The sequence below is a fragment of the Pseudomonas sp. A-1 genome (genome assembly GCF_004801855.1).
GTDB lineage: Bacteria > Pseudomonadota > Gammaproteobacteria > Pseudomonadales > Pseudomonadaceae > Geopseudomonas.
In genome coordinates this window covers 1-22,103 of sequence record NZ_SSTC01000072.1, presented here as the reverse complement: position 1 = coordinate 22,103, position 22,103 = coordinate 1, and the positions used below count along the sequence as shown (strand labels likewise).

Below are 22,103 nucleotides of genomic sequence, written 5' to 3'. Positions count from 1 at the left end.
CGTTGGCGCCATCCAGCGCCTGCAGCCCGAGGGCCCGCGCCGGCCCGCTGACCGCCCAGGGGCCCAGGCGCTCGCGCAGGCCGGCCAGCAGGCCGGGCTCGGCCAGCACGAAGCCCAGGCGCACGCCGGCCAGGCCGAAGAACTTGCCGAACGAGCGCAGCACGATCAGCCCGGGGCGGTCGCTGAAGGCGGCCACGCTGAGTTCCGGCGTGCAGTCGATGAACGCCTCGTCGACCAGCAGATGGCCGCCGCGCGCCTGCAGGCGGGCGTGCCAGGCGAGCAGTTGCGCGGGGGCGAAGCGCTCGCCGGTGGGGTTGTTGGGGTTGGCCAGCACCAGCGCATCGAGCCTGTCGAGCTGGGCGTCGATGGCCGCGGCGTCCAAGCGCACCAGCCGATGGCCGGCGCGGCGCCAGGCGTGGGCGTGCTCGGCGTAGCTGAGGCCGAGCACGCCGACCCGGCCGGCCGGCAGCAGCTCGGGCAGGGCCTGGATCGCCGCCTGGCTGCCGGACAGCGCCAGCGCGTGGCGGGCACCGTAGCAGGCGCAGGCGGCCGCCTCCAGGCCGTCGTCCTCCTCCGGCAGGCGTGCCCAGGCCTCGAGCGGGATGGCCGGCAGCGGCCAGGGCTCGGGGGAGATGCCGGTGGACAGGTCCAGCCAGTCGGCCAGCGGAATGCCGTAGCGCTGCGCCGCGGCGCGCAGGCGGCCACCGTGCTCAAGCATGCAGCCAGCCTCCGAGCAGCACGACGATCAGCCACAGCGCCACGCCGCGGCGCAGCAGGCTGAGCGCCGCGGCGATGCTCTCGGCGTCGGCCGGGGCGCCCTCGCCCAGTGCCGGGCGCTGGTGGACTTCGCCGTGATAGACCGCGGCGCCGCCCAGCTCGACGCCGAGGGCACCGGCGCCGGCGGCCATCACCGGGCCGGCGTTGGGGCTGTCCCACTGCGGCGCCTGGCGGCGCCAGCAGGCCAGGGCGCGGCGGGTCTGGCCGAGCAGCGCGTAGGTCAGCGCGGTGAGGCGCGCCGGCACGTAGTTGAGCGCATCGTCGAGGCGCGCCGCGGCCCAGCCGAAGCGCTCGAAGCGCTCGGTGCGGTAGCCCCACATGGCGTCGAGGGTGTTGGCCAGGCGGTAGAGCACCACGCCCGGCGCGCCGGCCACGGCGAACCAGAACAGCGCGGCGAACACCGCGTCGCTGCCGTTCTCCAGCACCGACTCGGTGGCGGCGCAGGCCACGCCGTTCTCGTCCAACTCGCCGGTATCGCGGCTGACCACCCGGGCCACGCCGGCGCGCGCCGCCGGCAGGTCGCCGCGGCGCAGGGCGTCGAGCACCGGCAGGGCGTGCTCGTGCAGGCTGCGCAGGCCCAGCGCCGCGTACAGGGCGAGGATCTCCAGCAGCCCGCCGAGCAGCGGCAGCTGCACCAGCAGCCAGGTCAGCAGGGTGAGCGGCAGCACCGCCAGGCACCAGGCGGTGACGCCGTGGCTGCGCCAGCCGCCGCCGTGGGCGTTGAGGCGCGCCTCGAGACGCTCGGCCAGGCGGCCGAACAGCACCAGCGGATGCCAGCGGCGCGGCTCGCCGAGGGCGACGTCCAGCGCCACCCCGGCCAGCAGGGACAGCCCCAGGCTCATGGCTGCTGCCCCCAGTGGTTCTCGTAGAGCATCCCGGCCAGCGGCTGCTCCTCGGCCCAGCCCTCCTCCACCAGCATCGGCCGCGGGTAGAACTCGCGGACCGGGCCGAGGCACAGCAGCGCCAGCGGCTCGGCGCCCTCCGGCAGGCCGAGCAGCTCGGCCAGCGCGAGCGGGTCGAACAGCGACACCCAGCCCATGCCCAGCCCTTCGGCGCGGGCGGCCAGCCACAGGTTCTGGATCGCGCAGGACAGCGAGGCCAGGTCCATCTGCGGCAGGGTGCGGCGGCCGAAGATGAAGCGCTCGCGGCCGTCCATCAGGCAGGCCACCAGCAGCTCGGCGCTGTCCTCGACGCCCTCGACCTTGAGGCGCATGAACTCCTCGCTGCGCTCGCCGAGCGCCTCGGCGGTGCGCAGGCGCTCGGCCTCGACCAGGGCGCGGATCTGCCGGCGCAGTTCCACCGAGGTGATGCGGATGAAGCGCCACGGCTGCATCAGGCCGACGCTGGGCGCGTGGTGGGCGGCGTCGAGCAGGCGCGCCAGCAGCTCGGGGGCCACCGTGCCGCCGCTGAAGTGGCGCATGTCGCGGCGCTCGGCGATGGCGCGATAGACCGCGGCGCGCTCGGCCGCGCTGAAGGCGTGGGGATTGTCAGGGGACGCTGGGGTGGTCTGGTCGGTCATGGGCGGATTGGGCGCCGGCGCAGGGCCGGCAAGATCTCCAGGTGATTCACGGGCGCAGCAGCGCGACTGCCGCGCGTGGTGCCGAAGGCAGGTAGAAGTGGATGTAGCTGGCGGTCAGCCGGCCACTGCGGTACACCGGCTCGCGGGCGCGCCGGTAGTTGGGGCATTCGCCGTGGGCGATGGGCTCCAGCGTGCACTCCATGCGCGAGTGGTGGTAGCTGTGCCCGCGCAGGCGCTCGCCGTCCAGCTCGACCTCCTGCATGGCCAGGGTCACCAGCCTGGGCTGCATCTGCGCCTCGCCCGGCAGCAGGCCGAGCAGTTCGCCGCGGGTGCCACCCAGGTCGGTCAGGCCGTCGAGCAGGTAGAGCATGCCGCCGCACTCGGCGAGGATCGGCCTGCCGGCGGCATGGTGGGCGCGGATCGCCTCGCGCATCGCCAGGTTGCCGGCCAGCTGCTGCAGGTACAGCTCCGGATAGCCACCCGGCAGGTACAGGCTGTCCACCGCCGGCAGTTGCCGGTCGTCGAGCGGCGAGAAGAATACCAGCTCGGCCCCCAGCGCGCGCAGCAGGTCGAGGTTGGCCGGGTAGACGAAGGCGAAGGCGGCATCGCGGGCCACGCCGATGCGCACGCCGCGCAGCAGCGACGAGTGGCCAAGCGGCTCGGGCGCGGCGAACCCGACCGGCGCCGGCAGGCGCAACTCGGCACTCGCGGCCAGCGCCGCGGCGGCGGCATCCAGACGGGCATCGAGGTCGGCCAGTTCGGCGGCCTGCACCAGTCCCAGGTGGCGGCTGGGCAGTTCGATGGCGGCGTCGCGCGGCAGCGCGCCGTACCAGCTCAGGTGCGCCGGCAGGCAATCGCGCAGGATCTCGCCGTGGCGGACGCTGCCGACCCGGTTGGCCAGCACCCCGGCGAACGGCAGGTCGCTCTGGTAGCTGGCCAGGCCGTGGGCGATGGCCGCGAAGGTCTGCGCCATGGCCGAGCCGTCGATCACCGCCAGCACCGGCACTCCGAAGCGCCGCGCCAGGTCGGCGGCCGAGGGCGTGCCGTCGAACAGGCCCATCACCCCCTCGATGAGGATCAGGTCGGCCTCGCCTGCCGCCTGCCACAGGCGGCGCCGGCACTCCTCCTCGCCGACCAGCCAGAGGTCGAGGGAGTCCACCGGCGCACCGCAGGCGCGGGCGAGGATCATCGGGTCGAGGAAGTCCGGCCCGCACTTGAACACCCGCACGCGCCGCCCCTGGTTGACGTGGTGGCGGGCCAGCGCGGCAGTGACGGTGGTCTTGCCCTGCCCCGAGGCGGGGGCGGCGATCAGCAGCGCGGGACAGTGGCGCACGTCCATCAGAACTCCACTCCCTTCTGCGCCTTCACCCCGGCCTGGAAGGCGTGCTTGACCAGGCCGATCTCGCTGACCGTGTCGGCCGCCTCGATCAGCCCGGCCGGCGCACCGCGGCCGGTGACCACCACGTGCTGCAGCGGCGGGCGCGCGGCGATATCCGCCAGCACCCTGTCCAGCGGCAGATAGCCATACTTGAGGGCGATGTTCAGCTCATCGAGCACCACCAGGGCGACCTGCGGGTCCTGCAGCAGCTCGCGGGCCACCGCCCAGGCCTGCTCAGCTTTCTCGATGTCGCGCTGGCGGTCCTGGGTCTCCCAGGTGAAGCCCTCGCCCATCACGAAGTAGCGCACCTCCTCGGGGAAGCGGCGGAAGAAGGCTTCCTCGCCGGTGCTCGCCGCGCCCTTGATGAACTGCACCACGCCGGCCCTGAGGCCGTGGCCGAGGGTGCGCGCCAGCATGCCGAAGGCGGCGCTGCTCTTGCCCTTGCCGTTGCCGGTGTTGGCCAGCAGCAGGCCGCGCTCGGCACTGGCCTCGGCGATCCTGGCATCGACCACCGCCTTCTTGCGCTGCATGCGCGCCTTGTGCCGCTCGTCACGCGCCAGTTCGTCCTGAGTGCTCATCGGCTCGCCTCCACGCCACGGGCCTGCTTCCAGGCATGAGCGGCGGCCAGCAGCAGCGCGGCCGCGCCGACGTACAGCGCCAGCGCCTGCAGCGACTGCGGGTAGTAGGTGGCGATGCGCGGCAGGAAGCCGGCCAGGGTCGCCTCGGGGTAGCGACCGGAGAAGAACCAGAAGCCGCCGCTGGACAGCAGGTGGCAGGCGAAGCTGGAGGCGAGCAGGCAGGCCAGCAGGCGCGGCGGCGCCGCGAGGTCGTCGCGGTGCCAGCCGGCATAGACCCGGCCGCCGAACCACAGCGCAGCGTAGGCCGGCAGCAGCAGCCAGTAGGCCGGGGTCACGCACCAGTTGCTCGCCCCGCCCCAAGTCACGGCGACGAGATCGAGGGCGACCGCCTCGAGGAACAGCGCCGGGAAGGCCAGGCGCGCCGGCAACAGCGCGCCGGCGAGGAAGAACACCGCCCAGGAGGCGCTGGGCAGGTTGATATCGCTGAAGTGGTGGCCACGGGTCGCGGCCAGCAGTGCGGCCAGGACGATGCCGATGGCCAGGCGGCTGCGGGGGGAAAGGTCGAGCATGGTGGAACTCCTCGGGTAGATGGCATCGGATGGTGTAGCTGGCGCTGCAAAATGTCGGCGCCGTGCTGGGTTTACAACAGCTGCGGGGAAAACCTCTGCCCTGCCAGCGCCCCTGTCTCAGAGCGCCTGGTAACGCACGGTGAAGTACACCGCCTGGCCCGGCTGGTTGTAGCCGGCGGCGGTCTGGTAGTCGGCGTCGAGCAGGTTGCTCACCCGCGCCTGCAGGCGCCACTCGTCGTCGAGGCGGTATTCGCCGCGCAGGTCGAGGCTGGCGTAGCCGGACAGTTCGCTCTGGTTTTCCAGATCGTCGTAGGCCGAGTCCCGCGCGTAGAGCGTGCCGCCCACGCTGAAACGGCCGAAGGCGCGGTCGACGTCGAGGTTGAAGGTCTGCCCGGGGCGCCGGCTGAGATCCTTGCCGTAGTAGGCAATGCCGGAGCGGCTGGAGCGCCTGGAGCGGTTTTCGGCGTCCATCAGGCTGTAACCGGCAGTCCACTCCCAGCCGCGCAGGTCGCTGCCGACCTGCAGTTCGAGGCCGCGGATGCGCGCCTCGTCGACCCCTTGCGCCAGGCTGGCACCGTTGACGCGCACGCTGCTGATCAGATCGTCGACCCGGGTCCGGTACACGCTGGCCGTCCAGTGCCCCCAGCCGGGGCTGCCGTTCAGCCCCAGCTCGACAGTCCGCGATTTCTCCGCATCCAGCGCGGGGTTGCCGTAGCCGGGGTAGTACAGCTCGTTGAAGGTCGGCGCCTTGAAGGCCGTGCCGTAGCTGGCATGGACGCGCAGCGTCGGGCCCAGGGCGTAACCCCAGGCGGCGCTGCCGGTATCGTGATCGCCGAACTGCTGGTTGTCGTCGCGGCGCAGCGCCAGCTGCCAGTCGTGACGCCCCGACCCGCCGAGGTACTGGGCGAAGTAGCCGTCATTGTCGCGCGAGTCCTCGGCGTAGCGCCTGGTGCTGTCGATCTCGTCGTGCTGATGGTCGACGCCCAGCACCAGGGTATGGCCCGCGGCCAGGGTCACGTCGCTCTGCCAGGACAGTGAGTCGCGACGGGTGTCGTAACGCGAATTGAAGCCACCGTCCTCGAAGGCGTCCGACCGGTCCTCGCTGCGCCCGGCCTGCAGGGTCACCAGCCAGGACTCGAGCGGGGCAAGGCGTGCGCGCAGGCCGGCGACCTTCTGCACCCCCTCGGTATAGGCGTCCTCGCCCGTGGTACTGTCGAAATCGTTGTGCGACTCGGCCTGCAGGAAGCTGCCGTCCAGTTCCAGGCCGTTGGCGAAGCGGTGGCCGGCGCGCAAGGAGCCGGACAGGTTGCGGTAGCCGTCGCTGTCGTCCTCGTAGCCGCTGGCGCCGCGCGGCTTGACGTTGATGCCGTCGGTGTCGCTGGACGAGACGCCGAGGCTGAACCAGCTCGCACCGGAGCGCCCGGACAGCCCGGCGCTGCCGCTGTGACTGTCGTGGGTGCCCGTGCCCGCCGAGAGGAACGGCCGCAGGCCGGCGCCGCCGTCCCGGCGCGTGAAGATCTGGATCACCCCGCCGATGGCTTCCGAACCGTACAGGCTGGAGCGCGGACCTCGGACGATCTCGATGCGCTCGATCAGCTCCACCGGCAGATCCTGGAAGGCGGCACTGCCGCTGGTGGCCGAACCGACCTTGATGCCGTCGATCAGCACCAGCACGTGGTCGGACTCGGTGCCGCGCAGGAACAGCGAGCTGCTCTTGCCCGGGCCGCCGTTGTTGGCCAGCGTCACGCCCGGCACGCCGCGCAGCAGCTCGGGCAGCGAGGCGGCCTGGCGGCGCTCGATTTCAGTGCGCTCGATCACCGTCACGGAGGCCAGTGCGTCGCTGGCCGTCTGCGTCGTGCGGCTGGCTGTCACCAGCAGGGGCTCGACCGACAGCGCTTCGTGCGCCAGGACGGGAATGGAGGAAAGACTACACAGCACGACGATTGTCGGCCGCAGAAGGGCATGTCTCATCGATCACTCTCTGCATCGCGCTCACCCGCGCGATTGGCTTGCGAAGGCATGCAGAGGACCGGACGACGAACGGACAGCAGGACACGCAGGCCGCCCACCCGACGGGTAGCGCCCTCCGCGATACCGTGGATGCGACAGGCCGGTCTCCGGGCTTGCGAGCGGAACCCGAGGGTTCCCGAATCCACGCCTTCCCGTGTCTGGACACAGTGGCCTGGCAGTTGGCGGACGCCTCTGGAGCGTCGCTCATCTGCCGGTGTGGCTTCTCGACTCGCCTACCGTTGCGGGGGCAGCGCCGGCTTGGTATCAAAATTGCAATGAAAAAATCATTACATATACGCACCGGCTTCCCTGTTTCACCCCTCCGAGTCTGGACTGGGGGGCACCTGAAGCAGGTGGCGCAGGTTAGAGACTTGCCGGACGGGCGTCAAACTTTCCGCCCCTCCCGCGCGACTCTCCCGGCCCGGAACGAAATTGCCAAACAGCTCACAAAACCGAGGCTTCGCGACAAAGCCCACAAGCGGACTATGGCCTTTACTGCGACATCGTGATACTGAAAGCCCACGCACCTTCGCGTGGGGCTTACAGAACAAACCACTAAAAGTAAGTCGAAACGTTTACAGCAAGGATAACCTTCATGGGATTCGTCATTTCCTGGTCGCCCGAGTACGCCACGGGCATCGATATCATCGACGAGCAGCACAAGCGCATCTTCGAATATCTGTCCGAGATCGATCACGCCATCAAGGCCCAGTCGACCAGCGAGGTCGAGTACGTGATCAAGGCCCTGCTCGACTACGCCATCTCGCACAACACCTTCGAGGAAAGCCTGATGGAAAAGGCCGGCTATCCGATGCTGGACGCCCACCATCAGGTGCATGAAGCCTTCAAGACCCGCGCCGAAGCCTACGGCCAGCGCCTGAGCAACGGCGAAGACCACTTCCGCCTGGCCCGCGAAGTGCGCACCGACATCGGCCTGTGGCTGACCAACCACATCAAGCGTGACGACAAGCACTACGTGCCCTTCGTCAAGAAGAGCCTGGACGGCGGCTTCGTGTCGCGCATGCTCGGCAAGTTCTTCGGCTGATCGCCTTGGCGGCGATCGACTAGGCCTGCAGGCCGGCTACCAGACCGGACCTGCAGCGCAGGCAGTAGCAGTCCCCGATAACAACAATAAAAGAGACGAACACCCATGCCATCCAGCCAACTCCGGCCTGCCATACACATCCACACCTCCAGGGGAGGCCTGACTCAGGGAACGAGCAACAACCCCAGCACCTGATATCCATCCAACCGCACGGACCACGAGGACGTGCGTGCCCGGTCAGGCTGACGCCTGTCACCGATGGCTACCGGCGAGCAGGACGAGCGCCGGCGGAAGATATGCAGGGCACCACGCCAGCGCGATTCAAACGTTCACAGGACAAGGGATCTACGCCATGAGCTTTGTCATTTCCTGGACAGCAGAATTCGAAACCGGCATCGATATCATCGATGAGCAGCACAAGCGCATCTTCGAGTATCTGGAGGAGATCGACCACGCGATCAAGACGCGCAACGCCGACGAAGTCGAGCACGTCATCAAGTCGCTGATCGACTATGCCATCTCCCACAACACCTTCGAGGAGAGCCTGATGGCCAAGGCCGGCTACCCGATGCTGGAGGCCCATCACCAGGTGCACGAGGCCTTCAAGGCCCGCGCCCACGCCTACCACGAGCGTCTGGGCAAGGGCGAGGAAACCTTCCGGGTAGCCAAGGAAGTGCGCACCGACATCGGTCTGTGGCTGACCAACCACATCAAGCGCGACGACAAGCACTACGTGTCCTTCGTCAAGCGCAACATCGAGGGCGGCTTCGTCGCCCGCATGCTCGGCAAGTTCTTCGGCTGAGCGCCACAAAGGTCCAGCAGACAAGAGGGCCGGTCGCGAGACCGGCCCCTTCGTTCAGACAGGCAAAGCCTCAGTTGGCGACCAGCCGCTCGCGATTCTTCTCCAGCGTCGCCGCACCGATGCCCTTCACTTCCAGCAACTCGTCCACCGAGGTGAACGCGCCATTGGCCTCGCGATACTCGACGATGGCGCGGGCCTTGGCCTCGCCGATGCCGTTCAGCTCGCGCGCCAGGGTTTCCGCGTCGGCGCTGTTCAGATCGACCTTGGCCAGCGGCGCTTCGGCCGTCGCCTGAACCGCCACCGGCGGGGCGGCAGACGCCGGTGCCTCGGCAGCCGAGGCCAGCGTGGAGAATCCGGTGAGCAGGGCGAACAGCAGGGAGGAAACACGCAGTTTCGACATGATCGACACTCCTTGTGTCAGTGACGGGGTACCGCCGCGATCCTGGCGGCCCATCGACACTAGGCCATGGCAACGCAATCGCCAATAATCCATGCGACATGAAGGGCCTTTTTTTGCAGCGGGGCGACGCAGTCGACATTTGCCGCACACCGCTGGCGCGCGTTCAGGAGGCAGGGGAACGCCGCCGGTAGCGCACCTGCGGGTGGTTGCCGACGCGGCGCACTTCGAACAGGTCGATGGCGGCGAACAGGTCGATCAGCCGCGAATAGCCGTAGTTGCGCGGCTCGAAGGAGGCCTGGTTGGCAATGCGCGAGCCGACCAGGCCGAGCGGCGCCCAGCCATCGTCGTCGGCGGCGTACAGCACCGCGTTGCGCAGCAGGCTCATCAGCTTGCTGTCACCCTTGAGCTGGGATGCGCTGCGCCGGCTGACCAGCGCCACTGCCGGCGGCACGCAGGCCACCCCCTCCTCCTCGGCCTCGGCGGGGTTGGCGCTGGTGCCCAGCGGCTGGATGGTCACCTCCACCGGCATGTCGTCGAGGTAGACGAAGCGCGAGCAGGCGTTGACGTAGGGTTCCGGCGACTTGCGCTCGCCGAAGCCGATCACCTGCTTGCCGTCGGCGCGCAGGCGGGTGACCAACGGAGTGAAGTCGCAGTCGGAGGACACCAGGCAGAACACCTCGACCGGCTTGCCGTGCAGCACGTCCATGGCGTCGATGGCCATCGCCATGTCGGTGGCGTTCTTGCCCTTGACCAGGTCGAACTGCTGGATGGGCTGGATGGCGTGCTCGTGCAGCACCTGCACCCAGGACTCCAGCCGCGGGCTCTTCCAGTTGCCATAGGCGCGGCGGATGGACACCACGCCGAGCACCGCCAGCTCGGCGAGGATGCCCTCGATCTTGCGGCTCGGCGAGTTGTCGGCATCGATGAACAGCGCTACGCGGACATTCTGCACGGGGCTGCCCTCATCCCGCGGTCGATGCCCTCAGCCTAGCCCTTGAGCGCCTTCTTCGGGTAGATGTCGTAGCGGCTGGACTTGCCCTCCAGCTGGTGGGAGGGCCTGGGGCCGTCGATGCACGGCGCCTTGCGCGGGCGCTTGACCACCACCCGGTGGCTGGCCAGCGCCAGCGCCGCGGCGAGCAGCGCCGGGGCGTCGAGGTCGTCGCCGACCAGCGGGCGGAACAGGCGCATCTCCTTCTTCACCAGCGCGCTCTTGTCGCGGTGCGGGAACATCGGGTCGAGGTAGATCACCTGCGGCGGCTCGCCGGCCCAGCCCTGCATCAGCTCCACCGCGTTGCCGGTCAGCAACTGCATCTGCGCGACGATCGGCGCCACCTCGGCAGCGCGGGCGGCGCGCGCCAGGCCGTCCTCGAGCAGCGCGGCGACCAGCGGCTGGCGCTCGATCAGGGTCAGCGCGCAGCCGAGGCTGGCCAGCACGAAGGCGTCGCGCCCCAGGCCGGCGGTGGCGTCGAGGATGCGCGGACGCACGCCGCTCTGGATGCCGACCGCCTTGGCGATCATCTGCCCGCTGCCGCCGCCGAACAGACGCCGATGGGCGCTGGCACCCTCGACGAAGTCGACGCGCACCGGACCCGGAGCATCCGGGCCGAGGTCGACCAGCTGCAGGCCGGCGTCGCCCAGCTGCAGGGCGAACTCGGCCTCGCCCTCCTCCGCCAGTCCGAGCCGGATCGCCCACCGATGGGCGGCCGCGGCATGGGCGGGACTCAGGGCTTCGACGCGGACACGGGCGGGGCTGGCGGACATCGGGGCTACCGGGCAGGAGAAAGGGGGCGCCATTCTGCCAAAGATCGCCTCAGCGCGCAGGCGCGCGGCCGAGCAGCACCCAGGCCACCCCGCCGAGCAGCAGCGCCGCGGCCAGCAGCAGGCGCGTCCCGAAGGGCTCGCCGAGCAGCAGCACGCCGAGCAGCGCGGTGATCAGCGGCACGCTGAGCTGCACGGTGGCCGCCTGGGTGGCGCGCAGCGCCGGCAGCACCGCGTACCACAGGGCATAGCCACAGCCCGAGGCCAGCGCGCCGGAAAGCAGCGCGTAGAGCGCCCCGGCGCCGTCCAGCTGCGCCCAGGGCAGACCGGCCAGACCGAGCAGCACGGCCAGCGGCAGGCAGCGCAGGAAGTTGCCGGCGGTGCTGCCCGTGGCGTCGCCGACGCCGCGCCCGCGCAGCGAGTAGACGCCCCAGGCCACCCCGGCCAGCAGCATGGCCAGCGCCGGCAACACCGCCGGCGCACTGGCGCCGGGCAACAGCAGCACGGCCAGCCCGGCGCCGGCCAGCAGCAGGCCGCAGCCCTGCCCCGCCGTCAACCGCTCGCCGCGCCACAGCCCCCAGAGGATCATGCTGGCCTGCACCGCACCGAACAGCAGCAGCGCGCCGGTGGCGGCGGACAGCTGCAGGTAGGCCCAGGAGAAGCCCGCCGCATAGGCGAACAGCGCCAGCGCCGACGGCCAGTTGCCGCCCAGCACTGCGCGCGCCGCTCCCTGACGCAGGCGGACGATCAGCCACAGCGCCAGGGCGCCGGAGGCGAGGCGGAGGGCAGTGAAGCTGGCGACGTCGATATGCTCGTCGCGCAGGGCGATGCGGCACAGCAGCGAGTTGGCGGCGAAGGCCAGCATGGCCAGGGCGACGAGCAGCGCCAGGCGCGACAGGGGCATGGCAGACAATCCGGTCCGTGGTGGTGTGGCGAGGGTAGCGCGAAAGGTGCGGTGGCGGGGCGCGACTTTGGCACGACTTCCATCGGTAGGGTGCGCCATGCGCACCATCGACCACTGCCCTAGCTAGCCAGCGGTGCGCATGGCGCACCCTACAGCAGACCGAGCTGTTCGCCGCTGCTGCTCTCGGCCAGCGCCGGCAGGCCGGGCAGGCGCGCCATCAGCTGCGCATGGAAGCGCCGCGCCAGCTCGGGCGCGCGGTGGTTGTCGGGGGTGTGCAGGTAGACGTGCGGCGCGCGGCCTTCCTCGATCCAGGCGGCAACCTTGTCCAGCCAGGGGGCGAGGAAGGCGTCGTTGGCTGCGAGGTCGGGATGACCGATGAAGCGCACCTGCGGATGGCGGGTGAAGGCCGCCGGGCGCGGCGGCACGCGCGGCTTCTTGCTCTGCGCGTGGAGCACCGCCGGACTGCGCTCGGTGCAGCTGAACAGCGCGCGCGAGTCGAGGCCGATGCGCTCCACGCCGCGGTCGCGCAGCAGGCGGTTGAGCGCCTTCTCCTCGTCGCCGCGGGCGAAGAACGCCGGGTGGCGCACCTCCACCGCCAGGCCATGCGGCGCGGCCAGTCCGTCGATGAAGGCGGCCAGTTCGGCGAGCCGCGGCGGGCCGAAGCTGGCCGGCAGCTGCAGCCACAGCGGCGCGACCCGCGCGCCCAGCGGCGCCAGCAGCTCGAGAAAGTCGCCGGCGGCGGCGAGACTGGCGCGCAGGTCGCCCTCGTGGCTGATGTCGCGCGGCAGCTTGGCGCAGAAGCGGAAGCCTTCCGGCATGGTCTGTGCCCAGCGCGCCAGGGTGGTGGCGGCGGGCCGGGCATAGAAGGTGGTGTTGCCTTCCACCGTATTGAACACCCGGCAGTAGGCGGCGAGGAAGTCGCGGCTGGCGCTGCCGGCCGGATACAGGCCGCCGCGCCAGGCCGGCTCGTTCCACGACGGACAGCCGAGGAAGTACGGCAGCACGGGCCTCAGCCCTTTTTCGGCGTGGCCACGTTGTCGCGCAGGTAGACCGGCTGGGCCTGCTCGGCCGCCACGGCCTCGCCGCGCGCCCAGGCGAAGGTCGCCAGCTGCAGCAGATCCTCGGCGTGCGGCAGCAGGCCGGCGTCCATGGCGCTGACCGCCAGCGGGATGCGCGCCGCATAGCCCCAGCCGGTGCCGGCGCCGAACCACTCGCCGTCGGCGCCGCGCGGCAGGGCGGCCTGCTCCGGCGGCAGCACCGCCTCGACGCCGGCCAGGCGCATCTCGCCGCCCTCCATCTGGTAGCAGCCCCAGTAGACCTCGTCCATGCGCGCGTCGATGGCGGCGGCCACCCGGGTCACGCCCTGCTCGCGGTGGGCGCGCTGGGCGAGCACGGCGAGGTTGGAGACCGGCAGCACCGGCCGGTCGAGGGCGAAGGCCAGGCCCTGGACCACGCCGACGGCGATGCGCACGCCGGTGAAGGCGCCCGGGCCGCGGCCGAAGGCGATGGCGTCGACCGCCGCTAGGGCGATGCCGGCCTCGGCCAGCACCTCCTGGACCATCGGCAGCACGCGCTGGGCATGCAGGCGCGGGATCACCTCGTAGCGGCTGAGCACGCGGCCCTCGTGCAGCAGGGCGACGGAACAGGCTTCGGTGGCGGTATCCAGGGCCAGCAGGGTGGTCATGACGGTATCCGGTGTGATGGCAAACGGGCGGGCATTGTAAATGCAAACGGCCCGCACAGGGCGGGCCGTTCGTGGCAGCAGGGGAGCGATCAGCTCAGCGCGGCGAGCACCTTGGCGGTGATCTCTTCGACGCTGCCGACACCCTCGACGCGCGAGTACTTCGGCTTGCCGGCGGTCTGCGCCAGGTCCTGGTAGAAGCCGACCAGCGGCAGGGTCTGGGCGTGGTACACGTCCAGGCGCTTGCGCACGGTCTCTTCCTGGTCGTCCTCGCGCTGGATCAGGTCCTCGCCGGTCTCGTCGTCCTTGCCAGCCACCTTCGGCGGGTTGTACTGCAGGTGGTAGGTGCGGCCGGAGGCCGGGTGCACGCGGCGACCGGACATGCGGCTGATGATCTCCTGGTCTTCCACGGCGATCTCCAGCACGTGGTCGATGTCCACACCGGCGTCGCGCAGGGCTTCGGCCTGCGGGATGGTGCGCGGGAAGCCGTCGAACAGGAAGCCGTTGACGCAGTCGGCAGCGGCGATGCGCTCCTTGATCAGGCCGATGATGATCTCGTCGGAGACCAGGCCACCGCTGGCCATCACGTCCTTGACCTGCAGGCCCAGCGGGCTCTCGGCCTTGATCGCGGCACGCAGCATGTCGCCGGTGGAGATCTGCGGAATGCCGAACTTCTCGGTGATGAAGCGAGCCTGAGTACCTTTGCCGGCACCCGGTGCCCCCAGCAGAATCACACGCATCGTATTGCTCCTGAAAGGATGTAGAAAACCCTGGATTCGCCTCGCGGGGCCAATCTCGAAATTCTTGTCTTCGCCCCTAGCATGAAATGGGGCGGCGAAAAAGCAGACCAAAATACACAGCCGGCCAGCCGGACACAAGATGCCGGCTGTCCTAGTATTGATCGTTTCACCCGGTGTTGCGCAAGCCGGCGGCGATGCCCGCGACGCTGACCAGCAGGGCCCGTTCCAGCGGCGTTTCGCCATGCTCGGCGAGGCGCCGCGAGCGGGCGAGAAGCTCGACCTGAAGCAGGTGCAGCGGGTCGAGGTAGGTGTCGCGCACGCTGATCGACTCGCGCAGCACCGGGTCGCTGCCGAGCAGCTGCGCCTGGCCGGTCAGCGCCAGCACCATGCGCTCGGCCTGCGACAACAGGTCGCGCAGTTGCTCGCCCAGCGGACGCAGCTCGTCGCTCACCAGGCGCTCGTCGTACAGCCGGGCGATGCCGGCGTCGGCCTTGACCAGCACCATCTCCAGCATGTCGATGCGCGTGCGGAAGAACGGCCAGTGTTCGCGCATCTGCTGCAGCAGCGCCGCCTCGCCGCGCGCCACCGCCGCGGCCAGCGCGGTCTCCCAGCCCAGCCAGGCCGGCAGCATCAGCCGCGTCTGGGTCCAGGCGAAGATCCACGGGATCGCCCGCAGGCTCTCCACCCCGCCGCTGCGCCGGCGCGCCGGACGGCTGCCCAGCGGCAGGCGGCCGAGCTCCTGCTCGGGGGTGGCCTGGGCGAAGTAGTCGACGAACTGCGGATGCGCGCGCACCACCGCGCGGTAGGCCGCCACGCCGTCGGCGGCCAGGCGCTCCATCAGCGCCCGCCACTCGGCCGTGGGCGCCGGCGGCGGCAGCAGGGTGGCCTCCAGCACGGCGGCCAGATAGAGGTTGAGGTTCTGCTCGGCCAGGCGCGGCAGGCCGAACTTGAAGCGGATCACCTCGCCCTGCTCGGTGACGCGGAAACGCCCGGCCACCGAGCCCGGCGGCTGCGAGAGGATGGCCGCGTGGGCCGGACCGCCGCCGCGGCCGACGGTGCCGCCGCGGCCGTGGAACAGCAGCAGCTCGACGCCGTGGCGCGCGCACACCGCGACCAGCGCCTCCTGGGCGCGGTACTGGGCCCAGGCCGCCGCCACGGTGCCGGCGTCCTTGGCCGAGTCGGAATAGCCGATCATCACCTCCTGCGGCCCGGCCAGGCGCTCGCGGTAGACCGGCAGCGCCAGCAGGCTGTCGATCACCGCGCCGGCGTGCTCCAGGTCGGCGAGGGTCTCGAACAGCGGCACCACGCGGATCGGCCGGCGCAGCCCGGCCTCCTTGAGCAGCAGCTGCACCGCCAGCACATCGCTGGCGGCGCCGGCCATGGAGATCACGTAGGAACCCAGCGCCGCCGCCGGCGCCTGGGCCACCACCCTGCAGGTGGCCAGCACCTCGGCGGTGTCGGCCGCGGGCCGGTGGTCGGCGGGCAGCAGCGGGCGCGGGCTGGCCAGTTCGCGCTGGAGGAAGTCGAGGCGCTGCGCCTCGTCCCACTCGGCGTAGTGCCCCAGGCCCAGGTAAGCGGTGATCTCGTCGAGGGCGGCGCGGTGGCGGCCGGCGTCCTGGCGAATGTCCAGGCGCACCAGGCACAGGCCGAAGCAGTGGGCACGGCGCAGGCTGTCGAGCAGCGGGCCGTCGGCGATGGCGGCCATGCCGCAGGCGCTCAGCGAATCGTGGCAGAGCAGCAGCGGCTCGAGCAGCTCGCCGACCTCCTGCAGCACCAGCGGACCCGGCGCCAGGCCGGGGCTCTCCAGGGCGGCGACGGCCCAGTCGCGGGTGGCGAACAGCCGCGTGCGCAGCTGGCGCAGCAGCGCGCGGTAGGGCTCGGGCGCCTCGCCGACCCGCGCGCGCAGCGCCGGGCTGGCCTGGTGCATGGACAGGTCGGTGATCAGCCGCTCGAGGTCGCGCAGGTGCAGCTCGGCGGCCAGCCGGCGCGCCAGCAGCAGCACCTCGGCGGTGACCGCGGCGGTGACGTTGGGGTTGCCGTCGCGGTCGCCGCCCATCCACGAGGCGAAGCGCACCGGCGTGGCGTCCAGCGGCAGGCGCGCATTGCAGCAGGCGCCGAGCAGCTCGTCGACGCCGCGCAGGAACTCCGGCAGCGCCCGCCACAGCGAGTGCTCGACCACCGCCAGGCCCCACTTGGCCTCGTCCAGCGGGGTCGGCTTGCTGCGGCGGATCTCCTCGGTATGCCAGACCTCGGCCAACAGCCGGCACAGCTCGCGGCGCACCCGCGCCTGCTCGCGCGGCGCCAGGTCGGCGTGGTCGCGCGCGGCCAGGCAGGCGGCGATGTCGTCGTACTTCTGGATCAGCGTGCGCCGCGCCACCTCGGTGGGGTGGGCGGTGAGCACCAGCTCGATGTCCAGCGCGGCGATCTGCCGGGCCAGGCTCTGCGGCGCGTGGCCGGCGGCCTGCAGGCGGTCGAGCAGCTCGCCGAGCACGCGCTCCTCGAAGGGCGGCGCCTCGTCCGCCCGCCGGCGGCGGATGCGGTGGTACTGTTCGGCGATGTTGGCCAGGTTGAGGAACTGGTTGAAGGCCCGCGCCACCGGCAGCAGCTCGTCCTCGGCGAGCGCGTCGAGGGTCTCGCCGAGCTGGCGCGCGCCCTCGGCCGAGCCGCGCCGCGCCGCCTTGGCGCCCTGGCGGATGCGCTCGATCTTGGCCAGGAAGTCCGCGCCGCGCTCGGCGCGGAAGGTGTGGCCGAGCAGCTCGCCCAACAGGTGGACGTCCTCGCGCAGCCGTGGATCGATCTCCGCCATGCCCGCCTCCTCCGTCCTCGCCAGTGCAGCCCCGTGCGGCAGGAGCCTCAACAGCAGTCTAGGCTTTTTATCACTACATCCCCGTGACGGGCAGTCCGCGCAGGCCGGGAGGCAGGCATGAAGATCCGCGATCTGGTCAACGACTGGGAACTCAGCGCCAAGGGCCGGCTGAGCAAGACCACCTACAGCATTCCGCTCGACCTGGAATCGGCGGCCCGCCTGGCGGCGCTCAGCGAGATGTACCCGAGGCGCCACGCCGAGGAGCTGCTCGGCGATCTGGTCGGCGCCGCGCTGCAGGAGCTGGAGGAAAGCTTTCCCTACGTGAAGGGCACCCGGGTGGTGGCCACCGACGAGCAGGGCGATCCGCTGTACGAGGACATCGGCCTGACGCCGCGCTTCCTGGCCCTGGCGCGCAAGCATCTGGAGGCACTGAGAAAGCAGGACGACGACAACGACTTCTGACCGTCCCACGGTTGCCAGCAACAGTCCCGAAACGGGATTGTCGCCGGAACGGACTTCTCCGCTCCGGCCAAAGGTCGTGCCCGCCATTTCGCCTGCTTTTCTGGGAAAATGCCCCGGCGCCGCTTGCGGGCCGGCGAGCGGATGCCGCGCCCGCCGGTCGATCCGGCGCAACTCGCGGCCCGCCCACGAGTCTGACCATGTCCTAGCCCCGACCCGCCCAAGGCGGAAGGTTGCCGAATGCCCCGAGTTTCCCACCTGCTGTTGCTGCTCGCCGCGCTCTGGCTCGGCGGCGCCCAGGCGGCCGTCAACGAGATCGCCGGCGAGGCCTACGGCTTCCCCCTGACCAATCCCTTCGAGGCGACCATCGCCACCACCCCGCCGGAGCTGCGCCCCGCCCTGCCCGAGCTCGCCGACATCGACCAGGCCGACTACAGCCTGCGCCTGCGGCCACGCCGCGAGCTGCCGGACAACTTCTGGGCGGTGAAGAAGCTGCGCTACCGCCTGGCCCGCCAGGCCGGCCCGGCACCGCTGGTGTTCATCATTTCCGGCACCGGCGCGCACTACGCCAACGGCAAGACCGAGGAACTCAAGCGCCTGTACTACGGCGCCGGCTACCACGTGGTGCAGCTGTCCTCGCCGACCAGCTACGACTTCATGACCGCCGCCTCGCGCCACGCCACGCCGGGCATCTCCGACCGCGACGCCATCGACCTGTACCGGGTGATGGAGAAGGTCCGCGAGCAGCAGCGGGACCTGCCGGTGACCGACTGGTACCTGACCGGCTACAGCCTCGGCGGCCTGCACGCCGCCTTCGTCAGCCGGCTCGACGAAGAGCGCCAGGCGTTCAACTTCCGCCGCGTGCTGCTGATCAACCCGCCGGTCAACCTGTACACCTCGGTGAGCAACCTCGACCGCCTGGTGCAGACCGAGGTGCGCGGCATCGACAGCACCCGCACCTTCTACGACCTGGTGCTCGGCAAGCTGGCGCGCTACTTCGAGGAGCGCGGCGCGGTGGAGATCGATGCGGCCATGCTCTACGACTTCCAGCAGTCGAGGCAGCGCCTCTCCGACGAGGAAATGGCCATGCTGATCGGCGCCGCCTTCCGCTTCGCCGCCGCCGACATCGCCTTCACCTCGGACCTGATCAACCGCCGCGGCGTGGTCCTGCCGCCGACCTACCCGATGGACGAGGGCACCAGCCTGACGCCCTTCTTCAAGCGCGCCCTGCTCTGCGACTTCGAGTGCTACATCCGCGAACAGCTGCTGCCCTACTGGCGCGCCCAGGGCGACGGCAACAGCCTGCTGCAGCTGATCGACCAGGTCAGCCTCTATTCGCTGCAGGGCTACCTGGCCGGCAGCGACAAGATCGCCGTGTTCCACAACCGCGACGACCTGATCCTCGGCCCCGGCGACCTCGGCTTCCTGCGCCGCACCCTCGGCGCGCGCCTGACCCTGTTCCCGCGCGGCGGGCACTGCGGCAACATGAACTACCGGGTCAACACCCAGGCCATGCTGGAGTTCTTCCGTGACTGAATCCCTGCGCCGCCTGCTGCCGACCCTGCTGCTCGCCGCCAGCGCCGGCGCCCTCGCCGGGCAACCCGCCGACGCCGACGGCTTCACCCAGCCGCTGGAGCGCCTGAAGTTCAACCCGCGCCTGGACCAGCGCGAGTTCGAGCGCGCCACCCTGGTGGCGCTGGTCAACAACGACCCCTGGGAGGAGTGGAACCGCCGCGTTTACCACTTCAACCAGCGCTTCGACGAGTGGGTCTACCTGCCGGCGGTCAACGGCTACCGCCTGGTCACCCCGCACTTCGTGCGCAGCGGAGTCAGCCACTTCTTCGCCAACCTCGGCGAAATTCCCAGCCTGGCCAACCACCTGCTGCAGCTGCAGGGCAACGATGCCATGACCACCACCGCGCGCCTGCTGTTCAACACCACCCTCGGCGTCGGCGGCCTGTGGGACCCGGCCACGCGCATGGGCCTGGAGCGGCGCAGCGAGGACTTCGGCCAGACCCTCGGCTACTGGGGCGCCGAGGAAGGTCCCTACCTGGTGCTGCCGCTGCTCGGCCCGTCCAACCTGCGCGACACCGGCGGCCTGCTGTTCGACACTGCCGTGGTCGGCGGCGCGGCCAACCCAGCCGCAGAGGCCGGCCTGACCGAGCAGGCCGGCGCCTACTACGGACTGATGGCCATCGACCGCCGCCACATCAACGAATTCCGCTACGGCCAGCTCAACTCGCCGTTCGAGTACGAGAAGGTGCGCTACGTCTATACCGAGGCACGGCGCCTGCAGATCCGCGAGTGAACCGCGAACCAATCGAGCGGATCGATGGATTGGGTGCAAAAACAGCACCCATCCATCCGGCGGATTGAACCAGAATGACGGCATGTCCCGACGCAAGGAGTCCGCCATGAGCTATCCCCACTACCGCGACGTCCTCGACCTGCACCAGGGCCGCGCCACCAGCGACGGCGACGGCGTGCGCCTGACCCGCCTCATCGGCGGCGCCGGCCTGGAGCGCTTCGATCCGTTCCTGATGCTGGACGCCTTCGATTCCGTGGATGCCCGCGACTACCTCGGCGGCTTCCCGGCGCACCCGCACCGCGGCTTCGAGACGGTGACCATCATGCTCGAGGGACGCATGCGCCACGAGGACCAGCTCGGCAACCGCGGCCTGCTGGTGCCCGGCGGCGTGCAGTGGATGACCGCCGCAGGCGGCATCGTGCACAGCGAGATGCCCGAGCAGGAGCAGGGCCGCCTGTTCGGCTTCCAGCTGTGGCTGAACCTGCCGGCGTCGGACAAGCTGGGTCCGGCAAGCTACCGCGACTTCGCGCCGGAGGAGATCCCGCAACTGACCAGCGCGCGCGGCGTCGCCGTGCGGGTGATCGCCGGGCGCTTCAGGGAGGGCGAGCAGGAGCAGGCCGGCGCCGTGCAGCGCCCGCACACCGAGCCGCAGCTGTACCAGCTGGAGTTTCCCGCCGGCGCCTGCCTGATGCCCGAACTGCCGCGCGGCCACAGCGTGCTGCTGCACGTGTTCGAGGGCGAGCTGACCGTCCGCGGCCAGCGCGACCGGAGCATCCAGGCCGGCCAGCTGGCGCGCCTCACCGACGGCGACAGCCTGCACCTGACCAGCGCCAACGGTGCGCGCGCCCTGCTGATCGCCGGCAGGCCACTCGGCGAGCCGATCGTGCAGTACGGCCCCTTCGTGATGAACAGCCGCGAGCAGATCGAGCAGGCGCTGGCCGACTATCGCGACGGCAGCTTCGGCCGCTGACTCAGTCGTAGAGCTTCGGCGCCCCTTCCGGACGGGTCTTGAAGCGGCGGTGCGCCCACAGGTACTGCTCGGGACAGGCGCGCACCGCCTGCTCGATCCACCGGTTGATGCGCAGGCAGTCGGCCTCCTCGCTGTCGCCGGGGAAGTCGGCCAGCGGCGGATGGAGGGTCAGGCGGTAGCCGGAACCGTCGGCCAGGCGCTGCTGGGTGAAGGGCACCACCCGCGCCTTGCCCAGGCGGGCGAACTTCGTGGTGGCGGTGACGGTGGCGGCGGGAATGCCGAACAGCGGCACGAAGATGCTCTGCTTGCGCCCGTAGTCCTGGTCGGGCGCGTACCAGATGGCGCGCCCGGCGCGCAGCACCTTGAGCATGGCGCGCACGTCCTCGCGCTCGATGGCGCTGGCGTCGGGGTTGTGGCGCTCGCGCCCGCGACGCTGGATGAAGTCGAACACCGGGTTCTTGTGCTCGCGGTACATGCCGTCGATGGTGTGGTGCTGGCCGAGCAGCGCCGCACCGATCTCCAGGGTGGTGAAGTGCAGCGACATCAGGATCACCCCCTGCCCCTCGCGCTGGGCGGCCTGCAGGTGTTCCAGGCCCTCGACGTGGGCCAGGCGCGCCAGGCGCGCGCGCGGCCACCACCAGCTCATCGCCATCTCGAAGAAGGCGATGCCGCTGGAGGCGAAGTTCTTGCGCAGCAGGCGGGCGCGCTCGGTGGCGGACAGCTCGGGAAAGCACAGCTCGAGGTTGCGCGCGGCGATGTGCCGGCGCGAGACGGCGCCGAGCAGCATCAGCGCGCCGAGGGCGCGCCCGAGACGGAGCAGGACGACATAGGGCAGCTGCACCACCAGCCACAGCAATCCCAGCCCCAGCCACAGCGGCCAGAAGCGCGGATGAAGAAAGGCGGCACGAAAGCGGGGACGGTCCATCAGCACATCCAGTCGGGCGAACGAGCGCGACATTCTACCCCGTCACGCCTTGGCGAATCAGCCATGCATGCAACTTGCGACCCCGCAGGCTTGTCGTTATAAGTCCCGGCATCTCCCTGGCTGCATTCGACATGACTCAAGCTGATCCGACCACCCAAGAACCCGTGTTCCGGCTCAAGGGCAACATGCTCGCCGTCACCGTACTGGAGCTGGCCCGCAACGACCTCGCGCGCCTCGATCGGCAGCTGGCCGAGAAGGTTGCCCAGGCCCCCAACTTCTTCACCGCCGCGCCGGTGGTGCTCGGTCTCGAGCACCTGCCTGCCGCGGACGGCGAACTCGACCTCGGCGCCCTGCTCGACCTCTGCCAGCGCCACGGCCTGGTGGCGCTCGGCGCGCGCGCCAGCCGTCCGGGCGACGTCGCGGCAGCCGAGGCGCTTGGCCTGCCGCTGCTGCCGCCGGCCTCCGGGCGCGAAC

General features: G+C 70.7%; 22 protein-coding genes, 1 pseudogene and 1 riboswitch. Of the genes and pseudogenes, 7 read left to right on the top strand and 16 right to left on the bottom strand.

What is annotated here, in order from left to right; genetic code table 11:
* The 7 genes from cobD to btuB form a co-directional block, all read right to left on the bottom strand.
* The coding region (gene cobD / locus E5198_RS15590; RefSeq protein WP_136490916.1) for a threonine-phosphate decarboxylase CobD at positions 1-718 on the bottom strand (718 nt) is incomplete at its 3' end.
* Positions 711-1,619: an adenosylcobinamide-phosphate synthase CbiB gene (cbiB, locus tag E5198_RS15585; protein WP_136490915.1), complete on the bottom strand. Its 909-nt coding sequence runs from the start codon at positions 1,617-1,619 to the stop codon at positions 711-713. The genes cbiB and cobD, both read right to left, overlap by 8 nt.
* Positions 1,616-2,296: a 5,6-dimethylbenzimidazole synthase gene (gene bluB / locus E5198_RS15580; RefSeq protein WP_136490914.1), complete on the bottom strand. Its 681-nt coding sequence runs from the start codon at positions 2,294-2,296 to the stop codon at positions 1,616-1,618. The genes cbiB and bluB overlap by 4 nt, the downstream gene beginning before the upstream one ends.
* A gap of 46 nt (positions 2,297-2,342) precedes the next feature.
* Entirely contained in the window at positions 2,343-3,635 is a 1,293-nt protein-coding gene (locus tag E5198_RS15575; protein ID WP_136490913.1) for a cobyrinate a,c-diamide synthase, read from the bottom strand.
* Entirely contained in the window at positions 3,635-4,252 is a 618-nt protein-coding gene (gene cobO / locus E5198_RS15570; RefSeq protein WP_136490912.1) for a cob(I)yrinic acid a,c-diamide adenosyltransferase, read from the bottom strand. Before cobO ends, E5198_RS15575 begins: the two co-directional genes overlap by 1 nt.
* Positions 4,249-4,821, bottom strand: coding sequence for a hypothetical protein (locus E5198_RS15565; protein ID WP_136490911.1), 573 nt, complete (start codon positions 4,819-4,821; stop codon positions 4,249-4,251). Before E5198_RS15565 ends, cobO begins: the two co-directional genes overlap by 4 nt.
* A 117-nt stretch (positions 4,822-4,938) precedes the next feature.
* Entirely contained in the window at positions 4,939-6,792 is a 1,854-nt protein-coding gene (gene btuB / locus E5198_RS15560; protein ID WP_136490910.1) for a TonB-dependent vitamin B12 receptor, read from the bottom strand.
* Between the two features lie 119 nt (positions 6,793-6,911).
* Positions 6,912-7,194: riboswitch (cobalamin riboswitch) on the bottom strand.
* Positions 7,195-7,426: 232 nt separating this feature from the next.
* On the opposite strand from btuB, the gene E5198_RS15555 reads away from it, so the two are divergent.
* Both E5198_RS15555 and E5198_RS15550 read left to right on the top strand, forming a co-directional pair.
* Positions 7,427-7,876 (top strand): bacteriohemerythrin, encoded by a 450-nt coding sequence (locus E5198_RS15555; protein WP_136490909.1) that lies wholly within the window; start codon positions 7,427-7,429, stop codon positions 7,874-7,876.
* Between the two features lie 352 nt (positions 7,877-8,228).
* Positions 8,229-8,678 (top strand): bacteriohemerythrin, encoded by a 450-nt coding sequence (locus tag E5198_RS15550; RefSeq protein ID WP_136490908.1) that lies wholly within the window; start codon positions 8,229-8,231, stop codon positions 8,676-8,678.
* Positions 8,679-8,748: 70 nt separating this feature from the next.
* On the opposite strand, the gene E5198_RS15545 is transcribed toward E5198_RS15550, so the two are convergent.
* From E5198_RS15545 to ppc, 8 genes are all read right to left on the bottom strand, one after another.
* Positions 8,749-9,078 carry a ComEA family DNA-binding protein gene (locus tag E5198_RS15545; protein WP_136490907.1) on the bottom strand — a complete coding sequence of 110 codons (330 nt, stop codon included), beginning with the start codon at positions 9,076-9,078 and terminating at the stop codon, positions 8,749-8,751.
* Positions 9,079-9,241: 163 nt separating this feature from the next.
* Entirely contained in the window at positions 9,242-10,030 is a 789-nt protein-coding gene (locus tag E5198_RS15540) for an NYN domain-containing protein (RefSeq protein ID WP_136490906.1), read from the bottom strand.
* A gap of 35 nt (positions 10,031-10,065) precedes the next feature.
* Positions 10,066-10,839: a class I SAM-dependent methyltransferase gene (locus E5198_RS15535; RefSeq protein ID WP_136490905.1), complete on the bottom strand. Its 774-nt coding sequence runs from the start codon at positions 10,837-10,839 to the stop codon at positions 10,066-10,068.
* A 49-nt stretch (positions 10,840-10,888) separates the two neighbouring features.
* Entirely contained in the window at positions 10,889-11,740 is an 852-nt protein-coding gene (locus tag E5198_RS15530; protein ID WP_136490904.1) for a DMT family transporter, read from the bottom strand.
* Positions 11,741-11,889: 149 nt separating this feature from the next.
* The gene (locus E5198_RS15525) at positions 11,890-12,744 is read right to left on the bottom strand and encodes a DUF72 domain-containing protein (protein WP_136490903.1); all 855 of its coding nucleotides are present in this window, start codon (positions 12,742-12,744) and stop codon (positions 11,890-11,892) included.
* Positions 12,745-12,749: 5 nt separating this feature from the next.
* Positions 12,750-13,424, bottom strand: coding sequence for a tRNA (adenosine(37)-N6)-threonylcarbamoyltransferase complex dimerization subunit type 1 TsaB (gene tsaB, locus E5198_RS15520; RefSeq protein ID WP_136490902.1), 675 nt, complete (start codon positions 13,422-13,424; stop codon positions 12,750-12,752).
* Between the two features lie 89 nt (positions 13,425-13,513).
* Positions 13,514-14,161, bottom strand: coding sequence for an adenylate kinase (gene adk, locus E5198_RS15515; protein ID WP_136490901.1), 648 nt, complete (start codon positions 14,159-14,161; stop codon positions 13,514-13,516).
* Between the two features lie 166 nt (positions 14,162-14,327).
* Positions 14,328-16,967, bottom strand: a complete 2,640-nt coding sequence (gene ppc, locus E5198_RS15510; RefSeq protein ID WP_136490900.1) for a phosphoenolpyruvate carboxylase — start codon at positions 16,965-16,967, stop codon at positions 14,328-14,330.
* Between the two features lie 117 nt (positions 16,968-17,084).
* Between ppc and E5198_RS15505 the strand changes: the two genes are divergently transcribed.
* From E5198_RS15505 to E5198_RS15490, 4 genes are all read left to right on the top strand, one after another.
* Positions 17,085-17,429 carry a pilin assembly protein gene (locus E5198_RS15505; protein WP_136490899.1) on the top strand — a complete coding sequence of 115 codons (345 nt, stop codon included), beginning with the start codon at positions 17,085-17,087 and terminating at the stop codon, positions 17,427-17,429.
* A gap of 237 nt (positions 17,430-17,666) precedes the next feature.
* On the top strand, positions 17,667-18,962 hold the full coding sequence (locus tag E5198_RS22055; RefSeq protein WP_256659160.1) for a serine/threonine protein kinase: 1,296 nt from the start codon (positions 17,667-17,669) through the stop codon (positions 18,960-18,962).
* Positions 18,963-18,975: 13 nt separating this feature from the next.
* Positions 18,976-19,734, top strand: a complete 759-nt coding sequence (locus tag E5198_RS15495; RefSeq protein WP_372239891.1) for a VacJ family lipoprotein — start codon at positions 18,976-18,978, stop codon at positions 19,732-19,734.
* 106 nt (positions 19,735-19,840) lie between these two features.
* Positions 19,841-20,704 (top strand): pirin family protein, encoded by an 864-nt coding sequence (locus tag E5198_RS15490; protein WP_136490898.1) that lies wholly within the window; start codon positions 19,841-19,843, stop codon positions 20,702-20,704.
* Position 20,705: 1 nt separating this feature from the next.
* Here E5198_RS15490 and E5198_RS15485 read toward each other — a convergent pair whose 3' ends face one another.
* Positions 20,706-21,629, bottom strand: a complete 924-nt coding sequence (locus E5198_RS15485; RefSeq protein WP_136490897.1) for a lipid A biosynthesis lauroyl acyltransferase — start codon at positions 21,627-21,629, stop codon at positions 20,706-20,708.
* A 131-nt stretch (positions 21,630-21,760) separates the two neighbouring features.
* Here E5198_RS15485 and minC point away from each other — a divergent pair.
* A pseudogene (minC, locus tag E5198_RS15480) lies at positions 21,761-22,103 on the top strand (septum site-determining protein MinC); the annotation flags it as partial.